Raw genomic sequence first — 17,678 nt, forward strand, 5'->3', positions numbered from 1 at the left:
CTGATGTCCAGTACAGACCAGCCGGCACTTCAGCACACGCTGAAGAAGCGGCATCTGTCGATGATTGCGATCGCAGGCGTCATCGGCGCCGGACTGTTCGTCGGCTCCGGTGTGGCGATCCAGGAGACGGGACCCGGTGTCCTGATTTCCTACGCGCTTGCCGGCGTCGTCGTCATCCTCGTGATGCGCATGCTCGGTGAGATGTCGGCAGCGTCGCCGGAAACCGGCTCGTTCTCCTCGTACGCCGACAAGGCCATCGGCCGCTGGGCGGGCTTCTCGATCGGCTGGCTGTACGCCTGGTTCTGGATCATCGTGCTCGGTATCGAGGCCACCGCCGGTGCCCTCATCATGAATCGCTGGGTTCCGGGGGTTCCCCAGTGGACCTGGGCATTGATTCTGATGATCGTGCTGACGCTGACCAACATCATCTCGGTCAAGTCGTTCGGCGAGTTCGAGTTCTGGTTCGCCTCCATCAAGGTCGTCGCCATCATCGCGTTCCTCGGCATGGGCATCGTGGCGATCTGCGGATGGATGCCCGGCGTCGAAGCACCCGGAATGACAAACCTGACCGGTCACGGCGGCTTCCTGCCGAACGGAACAGGAGCGATGCTCGCCGCAGTCCTTGTGGTCGTGTTCTCGTTCTTCGGGGCCGAAATCGCCACCATCGCCGCCGGTGAATCGGCCAACCCGCTCGAAGCTGTTCGCGCAGCCGTCAAATCCGTCGTCTGGCGAATTCTCATCTTCTACATCGGCTCGATCGCGGTGGTCGTCACCCTGCTTCCCTGGGACAGCGCGTCGGTTGCACTCAGCCCGTACGTCGCCGTCATGGACTCCTACGGCATTCCGGCCGCGGGCAACATCATGGACGTCGTCGTCCTCACGTCGGTTCTGTCCTGCCTCAACTCCGGTCTCTACACCGCGAGCCGCATGATCTTCTCCCTCGCCGGCCGCGGCGACGCCCCCAAGTCGCTCTCACGTATCGAGAAGACCGGCGTCCCGATGCGCGCTGTCCTGGTCTCGACGATCGTCGGCTTCCTGACCGTCGGCATGAACTACCTCTCCCCGGACAAGGTCTTCCTGTTCCTGGTCAACTCCTCCGGTGCGATCGCGCTGTTCGTCTGGCTGGTCATCTCGGTGTCCCAGCTGCGCACCCGCCGCAAGCTCGAAGCTTCGGGCCAGGAGCTGGAACTCAAGATGTGGTTCTTCCCGTACCTGACCTACGCCACGATCGCCGCCATCATCGCGCTCTGCATCGGCATGCTCACCCTGGACTCGACGCGCAGCCAGATGATCGTGTCCCTGGGACTTGCAGCGATCCTCGTGGGTATCGGGCTCTACCGCTACCGGAACCACAAAGACACCGACGCCGAGGTCGTGCCCGTCGCCGAGAGCGCTCCCACACCCTGACACCAACGTCCCCATCTGCGAGATACTTCGATGTCCTAGTATCGGCCACGGACAGAGAAATCGACGTGAGCACAGCAGATGGGGACAATCATGACCACACCCGAACCGATCGTCATCGTCGACGGGGCCAGGACCCCCGTCGGTAGCTTCGGCGGCGTCTTCAAGGACGTACCCGCGCACGAGTTGGGCGCCGCAGCAGCCAAGGCCGCGCTGAGCCGCGCCGGCGTTGCGCCCGAAGACATCGACGAGGTCGTCATGGGCTGCATCGGCCAGGTCGGCCCGGACGCCTACAACGCACGCCGCGTCGGCATCGCCGCCGGACTGCCCGAGAACGTCCCCGCCTACACCGTCAACCGCCTCTGTGGCAGCGGCCTGCAGGCTGTGTGGTCTGCGGCGATGCAGATGCGATGGGGCGCAGCTGCCATCACGCTCGCCGGCGGTGACGAGAGCATGTCTCGCATGCCCTTCTACGACTTCGCCGCCCGCTCGGGCTACAAGCTCGGCGATCGCAGCCTCGTCGACGGCACCGTCGCGATGCTCACCGACCCGTTCAGCAAGGCTCACATGGGCCGCACTGCCGAAGCCGTCGCCCGTAAGTACGGCGTCAGTCGCGAGCAGCAGGACGAGTTCGCCGTCGAATCTCAGCGCCGCGCCGCTACCGACGCAGCGAAGGCGGCATTCGCCGAGGAAATCACTCCCGTCGAGACCGGTGGTCGGCGCTCCGTCACCGTCACCGAGGACGAGCATCCCAAGCCCGGAACCACCGTCGAAACCCTCGCCAAGCTGCGCCCCGCATTCGAAGAGGGCGGATCCGTCACCGCCGGTAACGCGTCGGGCATCAACGACGGTGCCGGCGCACTCGTCCTCGCGACGGGCACGGAGGCAGCCAAGCGCGGTCTCACCGGACTGGTCACGCTCGAAACCGTCACGACGGCAGCCATGGAGCCCGGCCTGATGGGCTACGCTCCCGTGCTCGCTCTCGAAAAGCTCTTTGCACAAACAGGATTGAAGCCGTCCGACATCGGCACCGCCGAGGTCAACGAGGCGTTCGCTTCGCAGGCCATCGCCGTCATCCGTGACAGTGGCCTGGATCCGGAGAAGACCAACCCGTACGGCGGAGCGATCGCGCTCGGACACCCGGTCGGCGCCACCGGAGCCATCCTGACCCTGCGTGCCGCGCGCGACATGGTTCGCCGCGACCTCGAATTCGGCATCGTCACCATGTGCATCGGCGGCGGTCAGGCACTCGCTGCCCTGCTGAAGCGGGTCTGATCATGGCGACCAAGCGCAAGCCGTCGTGGCACGACGACGAGATCACCGCAGTAGCCGAACTGGCCCGCGGTTTCTTCGATCGTGAACTGATCGCCAAGCGTGAGCAGTGGGACGCACAGCATCGCGTCGACCGGTCCGTGTGGCTCGAAGCCGGCAAGCTCGGCCTGCTGTGCTGCTCGATTCCCGAGGAATACGGCGGGGGCGGTGGAACTTTCGCGCACGATCTCGCTGTCTTCGAGGCGCAGGGCTACTGCGGTGACTATGCGCTCGGTAACTCCGTGCACAGTGGCATCGTCGCCCACTACGTGCTCGAGTACGGAAGCGAAGAGCAGAAGAAGGCCTGGCTGCCAGGTATGGCGACGGGCGAAATCCTCGGCGCCATCGGAATGACCGAGCCAGGAACAGGTTCCGACCTCAAGGCAATCACCACGTCCGCGATCCGTGACGGTGACCACTACGTCGTGAACGGGTCGAAGACCTTCATCACCAACGGTGGCAGCGCAGACATGATCGTGCTTGCCGTCAAGACCGACCCCAAGGCGGGCGCCAAGGGTGTCTCGCTCCTGATCGTGGATCTTCGTGACTGCGAAGGCTTTGCGGTCGGCCGCGTGCTCGACAAGGTCGGTCAGCATGGCGCCGATACGTCGGAGCTGTCCTTCACCGACGTTCGCGTTCCCGTCTCGAACCTCCTCGGTGAGTCCGAGGGGCTCGGCTTCGGTCAGTTGATGGCGCAGCTGGTGCAGGAACGCCTCATCATCGGCGCGCAGGCCATCGGCACCATCGAGCGTGCAGTCGAGGAGACCGTCGCATACACCAAGGCGCGTCAAGCGTTCGGGCACAGCCTCTTCGAGTTCCAGAACACCGCCTTCGAGCTGGCCGAGTGCCAGACGATCGCACGCACCTGCCGTGTCTTCCTCGACAACTGCATCGAGGATCACCTCAACGGCGAGCTGGACGGCGCAGACGCCGCGATGGTCAAGTACTGGCTCACCGAGCAGCAATGCGCCGTCGTCGACCGGTGCGTGCAGCTCTACGGCGGATACGGCTACATGCGTGAATACCCGATCGCGCGCATGTACGAGGACTCCCGCGTCCAGAAGATCTACGCCGGCGCCAACGAAGTGATGAAGGGCATCATCGCGAAGAGTCTTTGATCACCGGCGTCGAAAACCATTGACACCGACCAGGCACCCACCGAGCATTTCGGTGGGTGCCTTTGTGGGTGCCCACAAGCGGTATCGAGCTGTTCGGAAGGCAAACTGTGATGAGCTTCACCATCGACGTCGGGTCGGCACGCGTCACCCAACTGACAGAGCTGGCGCACTGGCCGTTTCCGCCGCGAGAGCTCTTTCCCCAGGCGAGTGAGGCCGAGATCAGTGAAGCGTCGGCGCGGCTGACACCGGAGTTCTTCGACGAGGGTAGCGGTGACCTCGTACTTGCCATCCACACCTACCTGGTGGAGATCGGCGGCAAGGCCATCGTCGTCGACACCGGCAACGGCAACAGCAAACACCGGCCGAACCTCTTGCCGCATCACATGTTCGGCACCGACTACCTCTCACGCTTCGCAGCCACCGGTGTGTCCGTCGACGACGTAGATCTGGTGGTCAGCACACATCTGCACCCCGACCACTGTGGCTGGAACACCGCCCTCGACGCCGAAACCTGGCGGCCTAACTTCCCCCGCGCGACCTACATTTTCGATCGCACCGAACTGGCCGCGCTCCAACAACTCGCCGCCGACGGTCCACACGAAGGAGTGGTCTCGGATCTGGCGCAGACCTTCGAGGACAGCGTCCGTCCCGTTCTGGACGGGGCGAAGTGGGAGGCGGTCGACGACGGCCACGTCCTGGCCGAGTCCGAAGGCACACGCGTCGTCGTTCGCAGCGCGCCCGGCCACACGCCGGGTCACATCGTGATCGAGATCCGCACTGCCGACGGCGGCGCCGTCATCGCCGGCGACGTGATCCACCATCCGATCCAGTTTCTGTACCCGGACCTCAGCCAGGGCGGCGACGCGGATCCCGAGATCGCGAGGGCCACCCGCCGCGAACTTCTCGAACGCTGCGCGTCGGAGGGACTACTTCTACTTCCCGCACACTTCCCCGTCGACGAACCGATCGTGATCGAATTCGAGTCGAGCGGTGCACCGAGTGCTTCCGGTCTAATCGGTCTTGCAACGTCCTGACTTGCCGCATCGGCCCTGGTGACGCATCCAACCCTCGGCTTCCGAACAGGTCCGATACCCTGGTTCATCGTGACCGCTGCAAATTCAGAGACCGCCCGTGCCCAGTACGACCTGATCGTCGTCGGTTCGGGATTCTTCGGGCTGACCATCGCCGAGCGTGCCGCTACCCAGCTGGGTAAGCGCGTGCTGGTGCTGGATCGCCGTCACCACCTGGGGGGAAACGCATACTCGGAGGCAGAGCCGGAGACCGGCATCGAGGTCCACAAGTACGGTGCCCACCTGTTCCACACCTCCAACAAGAAGGTCTGGGACTACGTCACCCAGTTCACGGAGTTCACGAACTACCAGCACCGCGTCTTCGCGCTGCACAAGGGACAGGCGTATCAGTTCCCAATGGGACTCGGTCTCGTGTCGCAGTTCTTCGGTCGGTACTTCACTCCCGAAGAAGCACGCGCCCTCATCGCCGAACAGTCCAGCGAGATCGATTCGAAGGACGCCTCCAATCTCGAAGAGAAGGCGATCTCCCTGATCGGGCGCCCGCTCTACGAAGCATTCGTGCGTGACTACACGGCTAAGCAGTGGCAGACCGACCCCACCGAGTTGCCCGCGGCGAACATCAGCCGCCTGCCGGTCCGCTACAACTTCGACAACCGCTACTTCAACGACACGTACGAGGGCCTGCCCGTCGACGGCTACACGGCGTGGCTCGAGAACATGGCGAAGGATCCGAAGATCGAGGTCCGCCTCGACACCGATTACTTCGACGTCCGCGACGAACTGCGCACGGCCAGCCCCGACGCACCCGTCATCTACACGGGCCCGCTCGACCGCTACTTCGACTACTCCGAAGGTGCACTGGGATGGCGCACCCTCGATTTCGAGACCGAGGTTCTGCCCACCGGAGACTTCCAGGGCACCCCGGTCATGAACTACAACGACGCCGACGTGCCGTTCACCCGTATCCACGAGTTCCGTCACTTCCATCCGGAGCGCGAGTACCCGACCGACAAGACCGTCATCATGCGTGAGTTCTCACGTGCCGCGGAGGCGAAGGACGAGCCGTACTACCCGATCAACACTCCAGAGGATCGCGAGAAGCTCTCCGCGTACCGCTCACGCGCCAAGAAGGAGACCGCGGAGAACAAGGTCCTCTTCGGTGGGCGTCTCGGCACCTACCAGTACCTGGACATGCACATGGCGATCGCCAGCGCGCTGACGATGTTCGAGAACACCCTGCGCCCGCATCTCGAAACGGGTGCGGAATTGGCAGGGGAGAGCGAATGAACGCACGTCATCTACTCGAAGGCGAAGATGCCGTCAGCGGCGACGAGGTGACCTACCTCGGCAAGTCCCTGCTTCAGCGGATCATCCTGCCCCGCGCCGGTGAGCCGCTCGACGTCCGCACGTTGTACTTGGAAGAGTCCTGGTCCAACAGTCGGCGGGCGCACTCGACCTCGCGCACGTCGGTAGCGCTCGGCGCCGAGACCGAGGTCTCGTTCGCCACGTACTTCAACGCGTTCCCTGCCAGCTACTGGCGTCGATGGTCCATCCTGAAATCGGTGGTCCTTCGTCTCGAGCTGTCCGGCCACGGCCGCGTCGACATCTACCGTTCCAAGGCGGATTCCTCGCGAATTCACGTGGAAGGCAAGGAATTTGCCGACGGCGATGCCGCGGTCGAGTTCGAGGTGGAACTGGCGCCGTTCGAGGACGGTGGCTGGATCTGGTTCGACATCACCACCGATACGGCAGTGGTCGTCGAGAGCGGCGGCTGGTACGCGCCCGTCGAGGCTCCCGGCGAAGCGACTGTCGCCGTTGGTATTCCGACGTTCAACCGTCCGACCGACGCGGTCAAGGCGCTTGCTGCACTGGCTTCGGATCCGCTGGTGTCGGACGTGATCAAGGCCGTCATCATGCCGGATCAGGGCACCCGCAAGGTGCGTGACGAACCCGGATTCGCCGAAGCTGCTGCAGCGCTCGGTGATCGGCTCGCCATTCACGATCAGGGCAACCTCGGCGGCTCGGGCGGATACAGCCGAATCATGTACGAGGCACTCAAGACGACGCAGTGCCAGCACATCCTGTTCATGGACGATGACATCGAGATCGAACCGGACTCGATTCTGCGTGCGCTTTCGTTCTCGCGTTTCGCGAAGTCGCCGATGCTGGTGGGTGGGCAGATGCTCAACCTGCAGGAACGGAGCCACCTCCACGTGATGGGTGAAGTGGTCGACCGCGGCATCTTCATGTGGACCGCGGCACCGAACGTCGAATACGACCACGATTTCTCGAAGAAGCCGCTGCGCGAATCGAAACTCCTGCACCGCCGCATCGACGTCGACTTCAACGGCTGGTGGATGTGCATGATCCCGCGCCAGGTCGCCGAAGAAATCAAGCAGCCGCTACCGCTTTTCATCAAGTGGGACGACTGCGAATACGGTTTGCGCGCAAAGAAAGCCGGATACCCGACCGTCACTCTGCCCGGTGCCGCGATCTGGCACATGGCGTGGAGCGACAAGGACGACGCCATCGACTGGCAGGCGTACTTCCACCTCCGTAACCGTCTGGTGGTGGCCGCGCTCCACATGCCGGGCAACGGCCGTGGCCTCGTGGTCAACACGGTGAAGGCAACGCTCAAGCACCTGCTGTGCCTCGAGTACTCCACCGTCGCGATCCAGAACAAGGCCATCGCGGACTTCCTCGCCGGACCCGAGCACGTCGCGAACATGCTGCCGACGGCACTCGGTGAGGTCCACGCCCAGCGCAAGGAATTCTCCGACGCCGTCGTACTGCCGTCGTCGACTGCGTTGCCGCTGCCCTCCGGTGCGGATGTCGGAGACGTGAGCCTGCCGCTGTCGACCGTCGCGAAGATCACCCGGGTCCTCAGGGCCGGAGTGCACAACGTGAAGCCGGCCAAGCCGGAACACCTCGAGCGCCCTCAGCTCAACGTTCCGACCATCGACGCCCGTTGGTTCCTGCTCTCGCAGGTCGACGGCGTCACCGTCACCACGGCCGACGGTCGCGGCGTCGTCTACCGCAAGCGAAACCCGAAACTCGCGCTCGAACTGCTCAAGGAAGCAACACGGTTGCGCCGCGAACTCGCCGCCCGTTTCCCCGAGCTCAAGAAGCAGTACCAGGACGCCGTTCCTTCACTGACCAGCACGGAAAGGTGGGAACGTGTCTTCGGCATCTCCTGAAGTACAGATTCTGGCCGGGATTCAGTCGACCGTCGGGCAGCTGCCGGGAGCCGTCAAGGTCGCCCGCGGTATGTCTCACTTCGGTGAGCACTCCCTCGGGTGGATCGCGATCGCTGCCGTCGGAGCTGCTGTGGACAAGCCGCGTCGACGGGAATGGGCCGGAGCAGCCGTCGGAGCATTCGGTGCACACGCCGCCTCCGTGGTGATCAAACGAGTGGTCAGGCGCAAGCGACCTTCCGATCCTTCGGTGCAGGTCAACGTCTCGACACCGAGCAAGCTCAGCTTCCCGTCATCACACGCGACGTCGACGACGGCGGCGGCTGTGCTGATCGGTCGGCTCACCGGGCTACCCTTACCGGCGTTGCTGGTGCCCCCGATGATGCTCTCGCGTCTGGTCCTGGGAGTTCACTACCCGACCGACGTACTCGCCGGAGCGGCACTGGGAGCCGCATCCGCGGCGGTAGTTCGCCGGGTCGAAGAAGCCAGAGCCGAACAGAAATGTGGAGATAAATGAGCGAGGAACCGGCTACGGTCAGCGGACCCCCGAAGTCCCTGCCCGCCGGCATCGTCAAGGCGCTTCGCCCACGTCAGTGGGTCAAGAACGTCCTTGTGCTGGCAGCGCCCATCGCGGCCGGAACCGCCACCGAAGCCGACGTGCTGTTGCCCGTCGCGCTGGCGTTCGTCGTGTTCTGTATGGCGGCATCAGGCATCTATCTCGTCAACGACGCGATGGATGTCGAAGCCGACCGTGCTCACCCCACGAAGCGATTCCGTCCCATCGCGGCCGGAGTTCTACCCGTCAACATCGCCTACGGCATGGCAGTCGTGCTGCTTGCCGGTGCGATCGGGCTGTCCTTCCTGGCCAACTGGCAACTCGCCGTGGTCATGGGCGTGTACATCGTCATCCAGCTCGCCTACTGCTTCGGTCTCAAGCATCAGGCCGTCATCGACATCTGCATCGTCTCGTCCGGCTTCCTGCTTCGAGCGATCGCCGGTGGCGTTGCCGCCGAGATCGATCTCTCGCAGTGGTTCCTGCTGATGATGGCGTTCGGCTCACTCTTCATGGCGGCAGGCAAGCGCTACGCCGAATTGCAGTTGGCCGAGAAGACCGGCGCGAAGATCCGTAAGTCCCTCGAGAGCTACACGATGACGTACCTGCGTTTCGTGTGGACGATGGCAGCGACGACGCTGGTCCTCTGCTACGGACTGTGGGCGTTCCAACAGGACGCCATCAAGGGCACCAACTGGTACGCCATCTCGATGGTGCCGTTCACCATCGCGGTGCTGCGATACGCGGTGGACGTCGACGGCGGCGAAGCCGGAGAGCCTGAGGAGATCGCGCTCGGTGACCGGGTGCTGCAACTCCTCGCGATTGCGTGGATCGGAGTAGTGGGTGTCGCTGTCTACCTCGTCTGAGCCACGCACCGAGGCCGACCCGCACGTCGACACTGCGGCGAATCGCACCACCCTCAGTCGAGGAGTTTTTCTCGGCGGGGTGGTGCTTGCTGCTGCCCTCATGTTCTGGGGTGCGTGGGAGCGTCGCTGGATCGCCGACGACGGACTCATCGTCTTGCGAACCGTCCGCAACCTGCTCGCGGGGAACGGCCCGGTCTTCAACGCGGGTGAGCGTGTCGAGGCGAACACGAGTACCGCGTGGACGTACATCGTCTACGCGTTCAGTTGGCTCACGCAGATCCGTCTCGAATACGTTGTTCTGACGATCGCGCTAGTACTATCGACTGCTGCCGTCGTGTTGGCGATGCTCGGCACCGGTCGTCTGTACCGCGGCGTTCGGCCGTCGGCGGGCGGAACGATCCTGCTGGTACCGGCGGGTGTTCTCGTCTACATCGCGGTTCCGCCTGCGCGAGATTTCGCCACTTCCGGGCTCGAGACATGCTTGGTGATCTTCTGGATCGCGCTCCTGTGGGTACTGCTCGTTCGGTGGGCGCAGGCGTCGACGCCGTCCACGGCGTCGATCCTGACTCTCTCGTTCGTGGCCGGACTCGGACCACTGGTTCGACCCGAGATGGCGATTCCCGGTGCTGCCGCGTTGATGATGATCGTTCTCTCCGCAGGCCTGACCTGGAAGATTCGCACACTGATCGTCGTCGTCGCCGGACTTGTCCCGGTGGGCTATCAGATCTGGCGAATGGGCTATTACGCCTTGCCATACCCGAACACCGCGGTGTCGAAGGACGCCGGTGGCGCGAAGTGGGCGCAGGGTTTTGCTTACCTGTGGAACCTGGTCGGGCCGTACCTGCTCTGGTTACCGTTGCTGTTCCTGCTCATCGGTGCGCTGCTGCTCGTGTGGCGAAGCCGAGCGGACACACCTACCGCTATCGCAGATCAACCCGCACGCCCGCTGTGGCAGCGCTTTCAGCAGTTTCTGCGCACGCCGCGGGCGATTGTCACCTTCATTCTCGGCAGTGGGCTGATCCTCGGGATCTACTCTCTGCGCGTCGGCGGCGACTTCATGCACGGCCGCGTCCTGTTGCCGGTGCTGTTCTGCCTGCTCATCCCGGTGGCGGTCATTCCGTTGCGGGTGCCGGCGCGGGCAGCGTTCGGAAGTAATCGCGACACCGCGATCTTCGGAGTCTCGGCGGTGCTGTGGATCGGCACGATCATCTGGGCCTTCTTCGCCGCGAACACGACGGGTATGCCCGAAGGATCCGTGGTGGGTCGCTCGGGAATCGTCGACGAGCGAGCGTTCTACGCACTCAACACCGGTCACAAGCATCCGATCCTGGCCGAGGACTACCTCGACTATCCGCGAATGCGTGCCATGGTCGAGACCATCGCGCGGACTCCGGAGGGTGGGCTGCTGCTGCCGTCCGCGAGCTACGACTCCTGGTTCGTCGTCCCACCACCCGGACCGATCGAAGAGCCGGCCGAGCACGTCGTCTTCTTCCTCAACCTCGGAATGACGAGCATGAACGTCGGCCTCGACGTTCGGGTGCTCGATCAGATGGGGCTGGCGTATCCCCTGGCAGCTCACACCGAGCGACTCGAGGACGGCCGGATCGGGCACGACAAGAATCTCTATCCGGACTGGGTGGTCGCGGACACGGGAATGATCGACGTTCGACCGTGGCTGCCGTTCTTCCTCGACGAAGACTGGGTTGCGGACGCAAAGCTGGCCATCACCTGCCCGGAAACTCAGGAGCTGCTCACGTCGTACCGCTCCGAGCTGACCTGGGCCAGATTCAAACAGAACTTCCAGCAGGCATTCGACTTCGCGAAGTACCGATTCGACCGGGTTCCGGCCTACGAATTGGAACGCTGCGGTCTCGTTCCACCGGAGTCACCCAGGTGATGTGATCAGCATCACCGACTGTTGAGGGTTTGAATATTTCGATTCAGTAACACCGAATTGATTGGCCACGATGTACTCGAAGACGATTCACCTAACCTGAATCACCCCCGAGGGGTGATGACGGTGTTGCTCGCGGATTGGGACGTAACGGTCCACCTATTTGTCACAGCTGAACCTGTGACATAAAGTCCAGCGAGCGCAGTGTGACTTGGAAGAGGTCCGCTGCCGACCCGAACTCGTTCGGGCTGGCAGAAAAGCCTGTTCCCCGACGGAATCCGCCGGAACCACTCCACCGAGTGGGTTCCGCAGACGAAGAGAGAGAGCAGTATCCATGCGTTTTGCCAGAAAGAGGCTGACCCAGCGCCTCAAGCACCGAGCGTTGGCCATCGGTGCCGCAGCACTTGTGCTCCCCCTTGCTGCAGGAGTTGCCGGTAGTGCTGTCGCCTCTGCTGCGCCTGCGCACACTGCTCCCAGCCACACCGCCCCCTCCGGCGGATACGACGAGCTGTGGGTGCCCTCCTCGATGGGCAACATCAAGGTCCAGGTCCAGTGGGCCGCTCGCGGCGGAAACGCTGCCCTTTACCTTCTCGACGGCCTGCGTGCGCGTAACGACGCCAACGCGTGGAGCTTCGAGACCAATGCGATGGACCAGTACCGCAACGACAACATCACCCTCGTGATGCCCGTCGGCGGCGAGTCCAGCTTCTACAGCGACTGGTATGCACCGTCGAACTTCAACGGCCAGCAGATCACGTACAAGTGGGAAACCTTCCTCACCGAAGAACTGCCCAACTTCCTCGCGAACTACGGCGTCTCGCCCACCAACAACGCGGTCCTCGGCCTCTCGATGGGTGGCAGCGCTGCTCTGACGCTGGCTGCTTACCACCGTGACCAGTTCAAGTTCGCCGGCTCGCTGTCGGGCTACCTGAACATCTCGGCTCCGGGCATGCGCGAGGCAATCCGCGTCGCAATGCTCGATGCCGGTCGCTTCAACGTCGACTCCATGTGGGGACCGCCGTGGAGCCCGTCCTGGCTGCGCAACGACCCGTTCGTCTTCGCGCCGCGTCTGCAGGGCCTGTCGATGTACATCTCGTCGGCAAGCGGCCTGCCTGGTGAATACGACCACCCGCGCGCACCGATCGACTACTACAACACGGCTAACGGCATGGGCCTCGAGGCTCTCGCCCTGGTCAACACCCGTGCATTCCAGATCCGCATGAACTCGCTGGGTATCCCGGCCACCTACAGCTTCCCGTCCAACGGCACGCACTCGTGGCCGTACTGGTCGGCAGAGCTGTGGAAGGCTCGCGGCCAGATCCTCGACACCATGAACGCTTGGTGATCGTGCGCGATCCCGTGACCTAGTCACTTCACCAGTGCCGTTCCGGACTCCTCGAAGGAGAACCGGGACGGCACTTGTGTATTCAGGTGCTGCACAAGCGCCCGATGTCAGTAACAATTGCACCACCAGTAACAGCGCGGCTACCCCAAGCGGGGATCGTTTGCGTGTAGAAATAGTTTCAACGGGGGTCTGGCTGCTCAGGCGGCCACACGATCGACGCGCGGACCGAACGTAAGGAAAGAGAGTGAGCTCATGCGAGTAGGCCTTGCCACGGAGGACCGTCGCCGGTCCCGGGCAACCTTCCGGACAAAGGTCGTCGGCGCACTGGCAGCGATGCTGGTTCTGCCGATCGCCGCGGGCTTGACGACGGCCGGAACCGCGGCAGCCGCGCCGGCACCTGCTCAGGCCGCACCGGCCGCCACCCAGAACCCCACCGGAGCAGCGGTCACGAAGGTCGACTGGCTCAGCGAGCGTCGCGTCGCGCTGTGGGTGAACTCTCCCGCGATGGGCACCCCGATTCAGGTGCAGATCCTCTTGGCCCGCGATTGGAACGTCAATCCGTCGGCCAGCTTCCCCTCGGTCTGGATGCTCGACGGTCTTCGCGCGACCGACAACGAGAACGCCTGGACCTACGAGACCGACGCCGAGTCCTTCTACGCGGACAAGAACGTCAACGTCATCCTCCCGGTCGGCGGTCAGTCCAGCTTCTACTCCGACTGGCTCCAGCCCGACAACGGCAAGAACTACCAGTGGGAGACGTTCCTGACCAAGGAACTGCCCCCCATCCTCGAAAAAGACTGGCGGACCACGCAGACACGCGGTGTCGTCGGACTGTCGATGGGCGGCACGTCCGCCATGTTCCTCACGGCGCGCAACCCCGGCTTCTTCAAGTTCGCCGCTTCGCTCTCCGGCATCCTCACCACCACCTCGCTCGGCATGCCTCAGGCAATCCAGTTCGCGATGACCGACGCCGGTGGATACAACTCCGCCGCGATGTGGGGACCGCCGTCCAACCCGCAGTGGGCTGCACACGATCCGTACGCGCTCGCCGAGAAGCTCAAGGGCGTCAGCCTGTACGTCTCGAGTGGTAGCGGTACGACCGGCCCGTACGACCAGCCGTCGGGAATTCCCGGCGTGAGCACCAACTACGCAGGCATGGGCCTCGAGATCCTCGCTCGCCTGACCTCGCAGACCTTCGCGACCAAGCTCAACCAGCTCGGCATCCCCGCGCAGGTCAACTACCGCCCGTCCGGAACCCACTCGTGGCCGTACTGGCAGTTCGAGCTTCATCAGCTGTGGCCGCAGTTGGCCAACGCCATCGGCGTCGAGGTCGAGAAGCCGGCTTGCGGCACTTCGGGTGAGATCGGTGCGACGGCCGCAGCCAACGGCTGGATCGGTGACTGCATCACCCCCGAGTACAGCGTCGCGGGTGGCCTGGCACAGGACTTCCGCAACGGTCGCATCTACTTCACCAGTGGAACGGGCGCCCAGCCCGTCGCCGGTCGTATCGCCGGCGCGTACATGAACACCGGAGCAGCGGCCGGCCCGCTCGGCTTCCCGCGTACCCCCGAACTCGGTACCCCCGACGGACGCGGACGCTTCAACCACTTCCAGAACGGCTCCATCTACTGGACCCCGCAGACCGGCGCTCATCCCGTCAGCGGTGACATCCTCGCCGAGTGGTCCGCACAGGGTTGGGAAGGTGGCCCGCTCGGCTACCCGACTGCCGACGAGATCGCGACCCCCGGCAAGCCGGGCAAGGTCCAGGGATTCGAGATCGGCGCAATGTACAGCAGCGCCAACGGAACTCACGCGGTTCTCGGAATGATCATGGGCAAGTACGGCGAACTCGGCTGGGAAAACGGCTGGCTCGGATTCCCGAAGTCGAACGAGGTTCCGATCAAGGACAACGGACGCTTCACCGAGTTCGAGGGCGGCAACATCTACTGGAGCCCCGGCACCGGTGCATGGTCCGTCGAGAACGGTCCGCTGTTCGACGGTTGGAAGAGCGTCGGATACGAAGGTGGACGACTCGGATTCCCGATCAGTGACAAGTTCGACATTCCCGGTGGTGTCCAGCAGAACTTCCAGTTCGGCTACATCACGGTGATCGGTGACAAGACAGAAGTTCACTAACTCACAGTGGTGCACGACGGGCGGGCCCGATCACGGATCGGTGCCCGCCCGCGTGCGTTGCGTAACCTGTTGATGGACTTTCGACTGAAGGCAAGGACGGACATTGATGTCGCTTTTCTCGGGTAACCGAAACACTTGTGCACGCGCGATCGCGGTCGGCGCCCTGGCGCTCGCCACCGGTGGCGCGCTTGTCGCGTGCGGTAGTGACGACTCCACTGCAACCTCCAATCCGGTCACCACGACGTCCGCGGCGGCTTCGTCCTCGAGCGGTTCGGCATCTGCGTCCGCCTCTGCGGCCACGACGGCGTCGGCTGCGCCCACCAGTCCGGGAGCCGCGGCCACCGCGCCGCCGGAGCAGCCGCAGAGCATCGAGGGCTTCCCGGGTCCCACAGTCGTCGAGGTCAGTCCCGAGGCACAGAAGTTCCTCGACGGACTGAAGGCGAAGGGCATCACCCCAGCCGGTGACGGAAGCATCGCCGTCAACACGGCCAATTACATCTGCGCTGCCGGTCCTCAGACCGACGACGAGGTCCTGACCTTCGTGACCGCCTTCGTCGGCCAGGAAGCGTCGGCGGAAGGCAAGCAGATCACTCCCGAGCAGGCAGGTGCGAACGCTCAGATCTACATCGACGTCGCCAACGCCACCTACTGCAAGTAGGCGCGGGTCATGGCGAGGTCTGGAAAGCGTCGTGGGTGCCTGATCCCGCTGCTGATCATTCTTGTGGTCGCAGCGGTCGTGATCGGCGGTTGGTACATCCTGGCCGGGCGGGTGCCTTCGCCGACTCCGATCCCGCCGAGCCCGGAGCCTCCGGTGTCTCAGCCGGCCAGTTGCCCCGATGTCCAGGTAGTAGCCATACCGGGTACGTGGGAGTCGAGCGCTACCGACGACCCGTACAACCCGACGGCCAATCCGGCGTCCTTGATGCTGAACGTGACCCGTCCTCTGCAGGAGAAGTTCAATACTTCACGGGCCGACGTCTACACCGTTCCGTATGTCGCACAGTTTTCGAATCCGGTGGCGATCCCGCCGGACGGACAGCAGTCCTACAACAACAGTCGGGCCGCGGGAACTGCTGCCACTAACGACTTTCTGATGAAGCGGCACGCCGAGTGCCCGCTCACGAGTTACGTCCTGACCGGATTTTCCCAGGGCGCGGTGATTGCGGGTGACGTCGCCGCGAGTATCGGCGACGGTACCGGCGCGGTGCCTGCCGATCTGGTTCTGGGCGTCGGCTTGATCGCCGACGGTCGGCGCGATCCGGCGTTCGGGAACACCGTTGGCCCGAGCGTTGCCGGTGTCGGCGCCGAGCTGTCGCTGAACGGGCTGAAGCTGCCCGGTCTCACGATGACCGGCCCGAGGCCCGGCGGGTTCGGTGACCTCAACGATCGGACCTATCAGATCTGCGCGCCGAGCGACGGTATCTGCGACGCGCCGGCAGCCGCTCTCAACCCGACCAACTGGCTGAGTTCGGCGCCGCGACTGCTCGAGTACTACAACAACCCTGTGCACGCGATGTACAACTCCTTCCAAGTCGATCCGAACGGCACGACGGCCACCCAATGGATGGCACAGTGGGCTGCGGAGAAGATCGACGCTGCACCGACGCCGCCCCACAGTTGAGTCACCGCCGCACTGTTGATTCGTCACAATCGGGCGTCTCGGGAGTTCGCTCGCGGGTAATCTGCTCGTTTGGTCCCGGTAGAGTGCTGCACGGCCCGGGGGCTTCCTCTACAGTGCTGTCACGTAAGTGACTGGCGAGTAGGTTCGATTTGTCCGAGTTTGTAGTTCGAGTACGACGTACGTGTCCATCACAGGAGATCGATATATGAGTTCCACCCACGGCAGCGATGCCCTACGCAAATTTCGGTTTGCGGCCGGTGGCGAGGGCAACGCCGAAGAGGGTGGTGCGCGACGCTTCGTCAAGCTCGCGCAGAAGGCCGAGGAACTCGGCTACGACTCGTTCATGATTCCGGATCACCTGGGTAATCAGGTCGGCCCGATCGCCGCTCTCGGAGCGCTCGCGGTGGCCACCGACAAGATTCGTCTCGGCACCGCCGTGTTGGCCAACGGCTTCCGTCATCCTGCTGTGCTCGCGAAGGACGCGGCGACAATCGACGTGCTGTCCGGTGGTCGACTCGAACTCGGTATCGGTGCGGGCTGGATGAAGGAAGAGTTCGACAAGGGCGGCATCGCCTACGAAAGTCCGGGCGTTCGCATCGAGAAGCTCGAGGAGTCTCTGCAGATTCTCGACGTTCTGCTGCGCGGGCAGGAATGCACTTTCGAAGGCAAGCACTATCAGGTGCGCGGCCTCAAGGGCAGCCCGCGACCGCGGCAGGGCCCGCGGCCACCGATCATCGTGGGCGGCGGAGGCCCGAAGATGCTTGCTCTCGCGGCGAAGTACGCGGACATCATCTCGGTCGCCACACCGACCAACCGTGACGGGCGGCTTCTGCTCTCCGGAATCACGATGGAAAAGACCATCGAACGTGTCGAGCGGATCCGCGAAGCTGCCGGCGAGCGTTTCGATGAGATCGAACTCAACTGGACCATCACCATGATCATGATCACCGACGATCGAGAGCAGGCTGCCGAAATGGCAATCGCCGCTCTGGACCAAGGTTTTCCGCCGAACATCGAAGTGGATCGTAAGCTGAGCGTGGAGGAGCTGTTGAACTCTCCATACCTGGCTGTGGGCACTTTCGAGGAAATCGCAGACCAGATTCGACTGGTCCGCGAGAAGACGTCGATGTCGTACGTCGGGGTCTTCCCGACGCAGATGGAAGCGTTCGCCCCGATCATCCCGTTACTGGCGGGCGAGTAGGCCG

The 17,678-nt window shown here is 63.8% G+C and carries 14 protein-coding genes; all 14 read left to right on the forward strand.

Annotation, left to right across the window (positions count from 1 at the left end; translation table 11 throughout):
• Positions 1-3 precede the first annotated feature (3 nt).
• The 14 genes from PCS43_RS12125 to PCS43_RS12190 all read left to right on the forward strand — a co-directional run bounded on the left by PCS43_RS12125 (position 4) and on the right by PCS43_RS12190 (position 17,674).
• Complete coding sequence (locus PCS43_RS12125; protein WP_007731826.1) at positions 4-1,407, forward strand: amino acid permease; 1,404 nt, start codon at positions 4-6, stop codon at positions 1,405-1,407.
• Between the two features lie 90 nt (positions 1,408-1,497).
• Positions 1,498-2,679, forward strand: coding sequence for a thiolase family protein (locus PCS43_RS12130; protein ID WP_007731825.1), 1,182 nt, complete (start codon positions 1,498-1,500; stop codon positions 2,677-2,679).
• A 2-nt stretch (positions 2,680-2,681) separates the two neighbouring features.
• Positions 2,682-3,833 carry an acyl-CoA dehydrogenase family protein gene (locus tag PCS43_RS12135; protein ID WP_007731824.1) on the forward strand — a complete coding sequence of 384 codons (1,152 nt, stop codon included), beginning with the start codon at positions 2,682-2,684 and terminating at the stop codon, positions 3,831-3,833.
• 110 nt (positions 3,834-3,943) lie between these two features.
• Positions 3,944-4,867: an MBL fold metallo-hydrolase gene (locus tag PCS43_RS12140; protein ID WP_209910862.1), complete on the forward strand. Its 924-nt coding sequence runs from the start codon at positions 3,944-3,946 to the stop codon at positions 4,865-4,867.
• A 69-nt stretch (positions 4,868-4,936) separates the two neighbouring features.
• Entirely contained in the window at positions 4,937-6,151 is a 1,215-nt protein-coding gene (gene glf, locus PCS43_RS12145; RefSeq protein WP_007731822.1) for a UDP-galactopyranose mutase, read from the forward strand.
• The gene (locus tag PCS43_RS12150; RefSeq protein ID WP_007731821.1) at positions 6,148-8,061 is read left to right on the forward strand and encodes a glycosyltransferase; all 1,914 of its coding nucleotides are present in this window, start codon (positions 6,148-6,150) and stop codon (positions 8,059-8,061) included. The genes glf and PCS43_RS12150 overlap by 4 nt, the downstream gene beginning before the upstream one ends.
• Positions 8,042-8,575 carry a phosphatase PAP2 family protein gene (locus PCS43_RS12155; protein ID WP_003943893.1) on the forward strand — a complete coding sequence of 178 codons (534 nt, stop codon included), beginning with the start codon at positions 8,042-8,044 and terminating at the stop codon, positions 8,573-8,575. The genes PCS43_RS12150 and PCS43_RS12155 overlap by 20 nt, the downstream gene beginning before the upstream one ends.
• On the forward strand, positions 8,572-9,477 hold the full coding sequence (locus PCS43_RS12160; RefSeq protein ID WP_003943808.1) for a decaprenyl-phosphate phosphoribosyltransferase: 906 nt from the start codon (positions 8,572-8,574) through the stop codon (positions 9,475-9,477). The genes PCS43_RS12155 and PCS43_RS12160 overlap by 4 nt, the downstream gene beginning before the upstream one ends.
• Complete coding sequence (gene zomB / locus PCS43_RS12165) at positions 9,455-11,374, forward strand: flagellar motor control protein ZomB (RefSeq protein ID WP_270923040.1); 1,920 nt, start codon at positions 9,455-9,457, stop codon at positions 11,372-11,374. The genes PCS43_RS12160 and zomB overlap by 23 nt, the downstream gene beginning before the upstream one ends.
• A gap of 331 nt (positions 11,375-11,705) precedes the next feature.
• Positions 11,706-12,716: an alpha/beta hydrolase gene (locus PCS43_RS12170; RefSeq protein ID WP_007731818.1), complete on the forward strand. Its 1,011-nt coding sequence runs from the start codon at positions 11,706-11,708 to the stop codon at positions 12,714-12,716.
• Positions 12,717-12,968: 252 nt separating this feature from the next.
• A complete protein-coding gene (locus PCS43_RS12175) occupies positions 12,969-14,852 on the forward strand; it encodes an alpha/beta hydrolase-fold protein (protein WP_003943922.1) in 1,884 nt (627 codons plus the stop codon).
• A 106-nt stretch (positions 14,853-14,958) separates the two neighbouring features.
• Positions 14,959-15,510, forward strand: coding sequence for a DUF732 domain-containing protein (locus tag PCS43_RS12180; protein WP_209910864.1), 552 nt, complete (start codon positions 14,959-14,961; stop codon positions 15,508-15,510).
• 9 nt (positions 15,511-15,519) lie between these two features.
• Positions 15,520-16,473: a cutinase family protein gene (locus PCS43_RS12185; RefSeq protein WP_209910868.1), complete on the forward strand. Its 954-nt coding sequence runs from the start codon at positions 15,520-15,522 to the stop codon at positions 16,471-16,473.
• A 205-nt stretch (positions 16,474-16,678) separates the two neighbouring features.
• Positions 16,679-17,674, forward strand: a complete 996-nt coding sequence (locus tag PCS43_RS12190; protein WP_007731815.1) for an LLM class F420-dependent oxidoreductase — start codon at positions 16,679-16,681, stop codon at positions 17,672-17,674.
• Positions 17,675-17,678: the final 4 nt, after the last annotated feature.

Source organism: Rhodococcus sp. C-2 (assembly GCF_027854095.1).
Lineage (GTDB): Bacteria > Actinomycetota > Actinomycetes > Mycobacteriales > Mycobacteriaceae > Rhodococcus_F > Rhodococcus_F qingshengii.

Excerpts from the sequence above, each read along its gene's own strand:
- PCS43_RS12185 (WP_209910868.1), top strand. The coding sequence starts at position 15,520 with ATGGCGAGGTCTGGAAAGCGTCGTGGGTGCCTGATCCCGCTGCTGATC.
- PCS43_RS12175 (WP_003943922.1), top strand. The coding sequence starts at position 12,969 with ATGCGAGTAGGCCTTGCCACGGAGGACCGTCGCCGGTCCCGGGCAACC.
- PCS43_RS12160 (WP_003943808.1), top strand. The coding sequence starts at position 8,572 with ATGAGCGAGGAACCGGCTACGGTCAGCGGACCCCCGAAGTCCCTGCCC.
- PCS43_RS12190 (WP_007731815.1), top strand. The coding sequence starts at position 16,679 with ATGAGTTCCACCCACGGCAGCGATGCCCTACGCAAATTTCGGTTTGCG.
- PCS43_RS12125 (WP_007731826.1), top strand. The coding sequence starts at position 4 with ATGTCCAGTACAGACCAGCCGGCACTTCAGCACACGCTGAAGAAGCGG.
- PCS43_RS12170 (WP_007731818.1), top strand. The coding sequence starts at position 11,706 with ATGCGTTTTGCCAGAAAGAGGCTGACCCAGCGCCTCAAGCACCGAGCG.
- PCS43_RS12180 (WP_209910864.1), top strand. The coding sequence starts at position 14,959 with ATGTCGCTTTTCTCGGGTAACCGAAACACTTGTGCACGCGCGATCGCG.
- PCS43_RS12135 (WP_007731824.1), top strand. The coding sequence starts at position 2,682 with ATGGCGACCAAGCGCAAGCCGTCGTGGCACGACGACGAGATCACCGCA.
- PCS43_RS12140 (WP_209910862.1), top strand. The coding sequence starts at position 3,944 with ATGAGCTTCACCATCGACGTCGGGTCGGCACGCGTCACCCAACTGACA.
- PCS43_RS12150 (WP_007731821.1), top strand. The coding sequence starts at position 6,148 with ATGAACGCACGTCATCTACTCGAAGGCGAAGATGCCGTCAGCGGCGAC.
- PCS43_RS12130 (WP_007731825.1), top strand. The coding sequence starts at position 1,498 with ATGACCACACCCGAACCGATCGTCATCGTCGACGGGGCCAGGACCCCC.